7 protein-coding genes and 1 pseudogene are annotated in these 8762 nt (G+C 52.9%); 2 read left to right on the plus strand and 6 right to left on the minus strand.

Annotation, left to right across the window (positions count from 1 at the left end; all coding sequences use genetic code 11):
- From ABDK75_RS17750 to ABDK75_RS17770, 5 genes and pseudogenes are all read right to left on the minus strand, one after another.
- Positions 1 to 797 (minus strand): annotated as a pseudogene (locus ABDK75_RS17750) (hypothetical protein); the annotation flags it as partial.
- A 151-nt stretch (positions 798 to 948) separates the two neighbouring features.
- Complete coding sequence (locus ABDK75_RS17755) at positions 949 to 1266, minus strand: hypothetical protein (protein ID WP_346006607.1); 318 nt, start codon at positions 1264 to 1266, stop codon at positions 949 to 951.
- A gap of 190 nt (positions 1267 to 1456) precedes the next feature.
- A complete protein-coding gene (locus ABDK75_RS17760) occupies positions 1457 to 2017 on the minus strand; it encodes a helix-turn-helix domain-containing protein (RefSeq protein ID WP_211571096.1) in 561 nt (186 codons plus the stop codon).
- 1130 nt (positions 2018 to 3147) lie between these two features.
- Positions 3148 to 3684: a hypothetical protein gene (locus tag ABDK75_RS17765; protein ID WP_346006608.1), complete on the minus strand. Its 537-nt coding sequence runs from the start codon at positions 3682 to 3684 to the stop codon at positions 3148 to 3150.
- Positions 3677 to 3964: a mobilization protein gene (locus tag ABDK75_RS17770; protein WP_253440958.1), complete on the minus strand. Its 288-nt coding sequence runs from the start codon at positions 3962 to 3964 to the stop codon at positions 3677 to 3679. The genes ABDK75_RS17765 and ABDK75_RS17770 overlap by 8 nt, the downstream gene beginning before the upstream one ends.
- A 149-nt stretch (positions 3965 to 4113) precedes the next feature.
- On the opposite strand from ABDK75_RS17770, the gene traA reads away from it, so the two are divergent.
- Positions 4114 to 7635, plus strand: a complete 3522-nt coding sequence (gene traA, locus ABDK75_RS17775; protein WP_346006609.1) for a Ti-type conjugative transfer relaxase TraA — start codon at positions 4114 to 4116, stop codon at positions 7633 to 7635.
- Between the two features lie 99 nt (positions 7636 to 7734).
- Positions 7735 to 8337, plus strand: a complete 603-nt coding sequence (locus ABDK75_RS17780) for a hypothetical protein (protein WP_346006610.1) — start codon at positions 7735 to 7737, stop codon at positions 8335 to 8337.
- Here the strand turns inward: ABDK75_RS17780 and ABDK75_RS17785 are convergent.
- Positions 8308 to 8762, minus strand: a 455-nt coding sequence (locus tag ABDK75_RS17785) for a DNA methyltransferase (RefSeq protein ID WP_346006611.1), incomplete at its 5' end; no start/stop codon positions are given. The genes ABDK75_RS17780 and ABDK75_RS17785 overlap by 30 nt on opposite strands.

Here is an 8762-nt window from a genome sequence, read left to right on the forward strand (position 1 = left end):
TTCCACTTACGCAGGTTATCCTGTACGCGCCCCTCAATCGGTTTGCGTAGTACTACCCAAGGCTCCCATTGAGATCTGGGCATGACTGAAACGGTATCAAATTCATGATGAGCGTTTTTAGGACGGTCTCCCCCCCTCATGGTTTGTGTTAGGCGCGCAAGATACCCTCGTAGTTCCAAGCCCGCTTCGGACATGGATGAAGCTACCACGTGGCTAAGAAGTGGATTAGTAGCAATAACTATATTCGCGCCAGGTACTAGTGCACGTGCGAGTAGAACGCCCAAGCGTTTGAAAAACGCATACATCTCTCGACGTTCGTTTTCGGTCAAAGTGGTAAAACGAGGTAAGGGTGCGCGAACGTTCCCGTCAAAGGATGGCGGGATGCGCCATACTCCCCCTTTTCCCGAACGCAACTTAGAAAGCTCTTTCTCGCTGTATTCGACCACTCCATAAGGTGGGTCTGTAACTACAGCTTGAATTGAGTTGGGCTTACACTCTGAAAGCCAATCAAAACAGTTTGCATGAAATAGTTGAGACTTACCGATTTGAACGGCTGGTGCTAGCTTGACGTGCTGAATTGCGCCTGTGCTTTCAACGCGAAGACGATATCTACCTTTACTTGTTCGCTCGAAAAGAGTTTCTCTATTCAGACCTATGTATGACCGAACACTAGACGGAGGAACCTCACCTAGTTTCAGTGTCAGTGCATCGTTGATTTCACCCAGACTAGCATCACGACCTAAAGCGGATAGGTACTCTAAGATGCCATCGCGGATTGCTCCAGGTGCGTGAGCCATGTTGATTCCTCATTCGTTCTACCTGAGCTTTTGACGTCTGGACGTCGTAACGTCAAGATATCATCAATAGTTTTGTGATGCTGACGTCGTGGGGCCTGCAAGGGGATAAGACGACATCCTACTCTTGATGAGAGGGCATTGATTGTTTGGTTCAGAATTTCGAATTTCGGCCGAGTAGTCGCTGCCATAATGATCCACCTGTTTTTTCTACGTGAGGGGGTGGTTGGGTTTGGGGAGGAGCGGCCAGCAGTCTCAATGACAGGCTCATGTCTTCGATGTGACGGTCCTTTGCCGCCAGCAGTTCATCCTTCGCCGCTAGGGCTGCGCGAAGCGCCTTAATCTCAGCCGTCAGAGCCACATCTGGAGAGGGTGGCTCAACCGGCGCATGGTGTGGCGCAAGTGGCTCACTGACTGGCGCACCTGCGCCACCTTCTTTTTTGCCAGAGGCCTCCCCAAAAACCCGAAGCATTTCTGATGGATCAATTTGTCCATCTGAAGAAACGCTTAGCTTTCCGGACTGAATTGCCCGTTGGATTGTACGTCGGGAAACCCCCCATATTTCAGAGGCGCGCCTCTGGCTCAGCATGTGGCGCATAGTGGCGCAAGTGGTGCACTGACGTGGCGCAGGGGGGGGAAGCGATGTATATGGTAGACACGCATCAATCGTCATCCCTCAGGGTATATGGGAGGTCGTGTTCCATCGCCTCGAATGAAGGCTGAGAGGGGGGAGGAAGTCCTTCCCCAATCGGTAATTGCTTTTCGCCAGGATACAAAGATGGAACCCGTTCAAGTGGAGGCCGGGTATTGATTTCATCCTTATCCGGCTGCTCGTTGTCCGATACTAGGACGGCAGCACTGAATAAGCTGTACCGGATACCATCGCGCTTTCCTGTCCAAGCAACCCTATCATTCACAATGTATGCATTTGTTGTTCCAGCTGCCCCTATTTGACGTACTTCAATCCAGTTTTGATCTTTTAAAGTTGTAATTGCTCTTATTACAGTATTTCGTGAGCATCCCATAAGTTTTTGTAAATTTGGTATGCTAGCAACAAGGGCATTGTGTCTTCCCATGTTTCCAACAATTACATGCATTAAAGCAGCGGCTTTAGGGTGAGAACCTATTAGTTTCGCCCATCTTTCATGAGCCGCTCGTTCTGTTTGTACCCAGGTGCCATTAGGTGCAGTTGTTAATCCAATCTGGCGAGAATGCTTTTGCACGTCTTCTTCCTAGGGCCTGTGTCCATAATGGCGCGAAATGAGACTACCCGGTCTCACCGGCGAATAAAATATACCCATAATCTGATAATTATTGTCAATATATGACTGATAAAAAATATCAACTCATGGGGTAATCTTGTCAAACCAGTCCCATAGCTGATGGGACGGGGTAGTCCCATCAGCTATGGGACTACCCCCCCCCCTTAAGTCATTGATTTATAAGGCAACCAAAAGAATGCATTTATATGATCTAAAGGCCGTCCACGAAGCCCACGGGTTCGAGGCCCGCGAACGCCCTTCGTGAGCGGTAGGGGGCCTCGGGTCCTGTGGACCCTCGGGGGCGGTTCAAGGGCAAATCTAAGAAACATTATCCACACCGGATGCCCTACCGGGCACGCTTCGCGGCTCCCGCTCTGCGCTCGCTCCGGACCTGAAGGACGAAGCATGAGGGAACTATGATTTGCTCAAGGGGAATGAATGGTTGGTAGGGATGGTGCCTAACCGGGCCCCGCTCATCAGAAATGGATAAGGGGGATTCCCTTACGGGGGCCGGGTGTACTAGGATTCCGGCTGCCCATCGCCTGATGGGCGCTCTGCCGAGGTGCTGGTAACACCCCGAACAGAGCTAACGCCTCACGAGAGTTGACCTCATGATGACGCTGGCAGTGGTTGAACCACGTCCCCCGTATCCCTTCAAGACCCTGCGAGAGCCTCACAGAAGCCGCCTGACGGCCTTCTGACCCTTCGCCGCATAAATTGGCCAAGGGGCGCCGAAAGCGCCCCTCTCCGCGCAACTGCGCGGCTGGGAGCGTATTCGCTGATCTCGTGGCCGGGGCGTTTTTTCGTCCAGGTGGCGGGATCGAGGTTTTCTGCAAGGTGAACAGGAGGATTTACACAGACGGTCCCAGGACCTTTATCGGACGGCCTGGAATGCCTGTTGAGCCGGTCACGGCCGAAGATGCGGGGGATGCTGGTCGCCAGATCATGCATCTCTGGATCAATGTCGGTACAATCCTGATTGATCGACGGGACCGAACACGTTCCTGATAGGCTGAGAAGCCCAAGAATGGCCGTGGAGAGGGTATTGCCCCTTCACGGCCATTCTTCCCCGTATGTTGCGTCTGCGAACTTTACGATGCCCCAGCGACCCAGGCCCATGCCATTGTGAGGGGATCAGTCCACCAGAAATCGAAAGTGGACCCCAAGGCGAAATGAGCCACCCCTCGATCAATCAGTGCCATGAACAGGATTCCACCCCAGAAGCCGAAGGTGATGGCTGGATAAGGGAGGTATATCGTTTTGCTGACCGTCTTTCGGTTTTCCAGGCGATCGATTTCATCCCAAAGGGTTTGTTTCAGCGTTTTGTGTTCGCGGGTGAGTGTTTCTGTCAGGTCCCGACTTTGGCGTGACAGGTGATCCGGTATTTCCCGGGCAATCAGGCTGGTAAGCTTGGTCATAGCCTCGCTGGCCGGTTCCTCCCGGCTGCCTGACAGTCTTGCGTCCTGCTGTGTCGTGACCAGTCGTGTGAGTGTCTCGACCGACTGGTGCAAGGCTTTCATGTCCCTACCCAAGTCGGAGCTTTGTGTTGCCTCCCTGTCGAGCCTGCTATTCACGCGCTCCAGTGTCAGGCCGAGTTCCTCAAAAAAACCCAGATCACTACTATCCATTGTTCTGATCGGCTTTCCAGGACCAGTCTGCAAAGACTTCCCTGTCACGTTCCTTCGTCAACTGGCGAAGCGCTCTCTCCAGAACGCTTACAGCTTCTGCATCATCGTTTTGTGCCATGTGCATGACCATTGCACCGAGGATGACCTTACGTCGTGTGTCTGCTTTCTTCTCGCTTGTCGCTTCACGTGCTTTCAGTGCTCTGAGCCTGTTAGAGACCGCTTCCTTTTTTTTCTCCTGCTCTTCAATCATTTCCTGAAGAGTCTTGCGAACCTTAGCCATGTCTCGCCTCCATTTCTTGCCAGTAGGCTTCATTCTATTCTATGGCTGATCCCATGACCAACCCGGCAACTCCAACCAGACCGAGAATAGCGAAGGGCGCGCAGATACATTGCTACGCAATGTGGCGCTTCCAGTTGGTATAAACGCCAATGGCGATCTTTCATATGCGAAGCCAGACAATCGACCGAAGTAAGGGACGAAGTGTTGTCGCTGCGGCCGCCTATCGTGCTGGAGATAATCTCTGGGATGAGCGTTATGAAGAAAACCGTAACTTCACCAGAAAACGCAGCATCGTTCATTCCGAGATTTTCCTCCCAGAAGGTGCGCCCGAGGAGTTTCGCAATCGGGAAACGCTCTGGAACGCCGTTGAAAAATCAGAGCGGCGAAAAGATGCCCAGCTTGCCCGTGAAATCGAGGTAGCCCTTCCTCGAGAACTGAACGAGGCGGACCGGCTGGAACTGGTACGATCTTTTGTCCAGGAGAACTTTGTTTCTCTTGGCATGATTGCTGACGTTTCGATCCATTGCCCCATTGCCGCCGATAATAAGATCGCTCCCCACGCTCATATTCTGCTGACGATGCGACCTGTATCCGAGAGCGGATTTGGCCCGAAAAAGGAGCGGTTATGGAATAGTAAAGAGGTGTATGAGTACTGGCGGACGAGCTGGGAAGATCTGACGAACGGTATGCTGGCGGCACGTGGCATCGATGCCCGGATCGATCGGAGGAGCTATGCAGACCGTGGCATTGACCTGGAGCCCCAGATCAAGGAGGGCGCAGCGCGCCCCATGCAGGAAAGAGTCCGAGAAAATGATCCTCATTTCACGGCAGAGCGCACGGCCAAGAACGAACAGATTCAGGCCCGGAACTGGCACCGGATCACTGTAAATCCCAGCATTGTTGTTGATGCTCTGACGGATAAAGCCGCCTCTTTCACCGAGCAGGATGTTGCCCGCTATCTGCATCGCTGGCTTGGGGACGACATGACGGAAGAGCAGACACGGCTTGCTTTTGACACCATGAAAGCCCGTGTTCTCGCTTCGGATGAGACAGTTTTTCTCGGCAAGGACGAGGAGGGGAATAAGCGTTATTCATCGCGTTCTCTGCTCCGTGCGGAACGCGATCTTGTCGATATGGCGGACAAGATGCAGGGCGATCGGTTGCATGGGGATGCCACAGCCCATCAGAATGACGTGCTCAGCTATTCCACGTTGTCGGGGGAGCAGGCCGCTGCTGTCCGCCATGTCACGGGTCCGGAGCGGTTGGCGCTCGTATCTGGTCTGGCTGGCACTGGTAAAACCACCATGCTTGATGAGGCTGCATATGTCTGGTCAAAAGGTGGCTATCAGGTGAAGGGCCTTACCCTTTCGGCGACGGCCGCGCAGCAGCTCGAGGACGGAGCCACAATCAGAAGTCAGACGATTGCTCAGTTTTTCTGGCGTCTGAATAATCTTAAACCAGATGATGAGGCTTATCCCCGCCTGAATGCCAAAACTGTTTTGGTGGTCGACGAGGCCGGCATGGTTGGTTCGAGGCAGATGCGTGATGTGCTGGCCGTGGCGCAGCAGTATGGGGCCAAGGTTGTGGCGGTGGGTGACGCCGAACAGTTGCAACCCATTCAGGCAGGAGCGCCGTTCCGGGTTCTTGAGGCCCGTCTTGGTGCGGCCCGCATGGTTGATGTTCGTCGCGCTCGGAATGCTGACGACCGGGAGGCGACGGTTGCTCTTGGGTCTGGTCGTCCTCGGGATGCTCTGGAGTATTACGACCGGAAAGGAGCGATCCGGGAAGTCACCAGTTCAGCCCAGGTGGTGGCGGAGACAGCCCGTGCCTATTTGGCGGATGCAGCGGAAATCGGAGGCGAGAATGTCCTCGTTCTGGCGCATCGTCGTGCTGACATCCGGGAGATCAACAAGGCCATTCGTAGCGAGCTGGTGAAGTCCGGAGAGGTCAAAGAAGGTGTTACCTTCGAGACTGCTCTTGGAGAACGTGCGTTCGGTGAAGGGGACCGGATTGTCTTTCTAAAAAACAACCGTGCGCTTGGTGTCCGGAATGGACTGGATGGTGTTGTTGAGAGCGTTCAGGACGATCTTCTTACTATCCGGACCAAAGACCGGACAGTTGCTGTTCGTATCTCCAATTATCGCCATATTGACCACGGGTATGCCCGGACCGTGCATAAGGGGCAGGGTGCGACGGCGGAGAAGGTTCACGGGGTTCTGTCCAGCTCTATGGATCGGCAGCTTCTCTATGTGCTTCTCAGTCGGCACCGGGACACTTTCCGGGGATACTGGACCCCGGAAACGGCAGGAAACAAAGAAAAACTCTTCGAGCGCTTGAGCCGGGACAGGAGCAAAGACTCAACCATCGATTACGCGGAAGTACGGGGATTTTCTCCATCTTTAGAAGCGCTTGCAGAGTATTATGAGGCTCATGTGCGGCAGTCTGATCTTACAGAGGCCCCATCTCCAAAGTACGACCCTCAGGAAGCTGTCCAACGTGCAGAGGTCGAAGCGCAGCGTCAGGCAGAGGCAGCCGAGCGGGAGCGTCAGCAGCAGGAAGAGCACACCCGGGCTGAGCGGCAACGCCATGAAGCGGCTGAACAGGAACGCAAGAGGCGCAAGGCAGAATACGAAGCAGCCCAGGAGCGTGAACGGGCGCATGAATTGCGACGGATACAGGCTGCTGACAGGCGGAAAGCAGAGAACGCAGCGCGTCAGCGTGAAGTTGAGAAGAAGCAGCGTGAAAACGAGGCTCTTGCGGCGATTATTGATCGGCGTCTTGCCATTGCTCAGGATAATGCACGGTTTGGACAAGAGAATGTGCAGACGTGTCAGGCGCAGATTGTGCATGAGAAACAAAAGCTACGCCGAGCGCATTTCACCATCTTTCTTCGAAAAGAAGCGATTGATCGTCAGACAACGGCTGTGAGAGTTGCCGAGCAAAATCTTAGCAACGCCATGAAGAAAAATACCGGTCTGCAGGAAGTGGCTGCGAGAGAACAAGAAAAGCTCGATGCGGCGCGCCGTCTTGCGGCCTCAACGGGCAAATCTCTGGTCGCAGTCAGGGCAGAACAGGAATTGCAGCGTCAGGCTACTCAAGCCCGCATCGAGCATCAGAAGCAGGCGGCTATAGCTCGTGCAGCTCTTGAAGCGCGTCTTGAACAGGCAGCTTCTATGGATAAGCGGAGGCTTGAAGATACTACCTATCAAGTGGGGGTGGCGGTCCAGCGTGCAAAGGATGCGCATGGCGCCTTGAAAAAGGTCGGACGGGCATTCTTTACCGTGATCGAGAAAGGATCTTCTGAAGATGCTCGCCGTCATCTGTTCCTGGCACTCCAGTCTCCTGATTTCGCCCGAGCCTGGGGTGATCTTCAGAAGGCAACGGAGCGGCTCGGAGCGGCCGTCTGGAAAATGGATGAGGCGGCCGGTCAGTGTAATCGGCGCGAAGACCCGTCTGTCGTCAGGGCTGAAGAACGTGCTGCCCGCGTAGGATATGACCTGGAAACGATCCCAGGGCGCGACGTTGAGCAGGATTTCACTGGCGAAGCCAGTCCCGCCCTTCAGAGGGTGGTTGATCGGTATCGTGAGGATTTCAGGGCCGATGATCGGCAGCGTGTGCGGGAGCGTGAGCAAGGCCGGTCCCGTAATGCGGGGCCGAGTATGAGTTTCTAAGACAGATAATCTAGATAGGGGCTTTGGAGTCTCGCCTTGTTATCAGTGTCTCTATAACGATATTTATAATTGAGTTAGGAAAATCAAAGGAACGCTTGGGTGCCGGTTAAAGAGTTAGTTGATAGAACAAAATTCAACCCAAATGTTTCTTTTCCACATTTGCTGCGTCAGATAGATTTCGAATCATCAATGCAAGATGTGTATGATTTTTTCTATGAAGTTAATAGTTTATTCCAAGCTAAAGGACTTCCTAGGTTCGACGATGAACTTAGGCCAGCTATTATGTCTGGTATGTTGAGCGATATGCTAACTGTGAGTTTAGCAAAACATTCTCGTATTCTGACTCCTAACCATTATCACAATGGTCATCCGGATCTCCTGATTAAAGGACGTTTCGCTAATGATAGCGTCAAATCTGGTGGTCTAGATGGTGTAGAGATAAAGACTACACAGAAACGCGGGGGAGCCGTGGATACCCATGGTGCACGTGAGCAGTATATGTGTGTGTTCGTGTATGAAGTTGATAAAGTAACGGAGCCCGCTCAGGACCGGAAACCTTTACGTTTTACGGAAATCTATGTGGGAGAAGTTCTACCTGAAGATTTTCGAGGCAATGAGCGGGGGCAACTTGGAACTCGGACTGCTACTTTACACGCAGCTGGAATCGCTAAACTAAGAACGAATTGGGTTTATCGTCTTTAATGCACTTAATGGACCAATTGCATCAGAAGCCAAACGGACAAATTTAGGATCGCTTTCTATCCCAATGCTTGAGTAACCCATAGCATTTGCAGCCGCCAAAGTTGATCCTGACCCAGCAAAAGGATCTAGTATCACCCCTTCTCCGAGAGGTAGGGAAGCGCGGACGACTTGTCTTAAGAAGTCCTGTGGTTTGAGCGATGGATGAGGTGCTATAGTTTTCTCTACCTTCGAGGTAGGATTGCTACGGATTACGTCTCCGAATGGTTGATCCTCATTTGGACGACGAAAGCCCCCTGTTTTCCACTTACGCAGGTTATCCTGTACGCGCCCCTCAATCGGTTTGCGTAGTACTACCCAAGGCTCCCATTGAGATCTGGGCATGACTGAAACGGTATCAAATTCATGATGAGCGTTTTTAGGACGGT

Origin of the sequence: Gluconobacter sp. OJA (genome assembly GCF_039638325.1) — a bacterium.
Classification (GTDB): domain Bacteria; phylum Pseudomonadota; class Alphaproteobacteria; order Acetobacterales; family Acetobacteraceae; genus Gluconobacter; species Gluconobacter cerinus.

What these genes read in the sequence shown, in the direction of transcription:
- ABDK75_RS17755 (WP_346006607.1), bottom strand. Translation starts at nt 1,266, where the DNA reads ATGCTTCGGGTTTTTGGGGAGGCCTCTGGCAAAAAAGAAGGTGGCGCA.
- ABDK75_RS17765 (WP_346006608.1), bottom strand. Translation starts at nt 3,684, where the DNA reads ATGGATAGTAGTGATCTGGGTTTTTTTGAGGAACTCGGCCTGACACTG.
- ABDK75_RS17770 (WP_253440958.1), bottom strand. Translation starts at nt 3,964, where the DNA reads ATGGCTAAGGTTCGCAAGACTCTTCAGGAAATGATTGAAGAGCAGGAG.
- traA (WP_346006609.1), top strand. Translation starts at nt 4,114, where the DNA reads ATGGCGATCTTTCATATGCGAAGCCAGACAATCGACCGAAGTAAGGGA.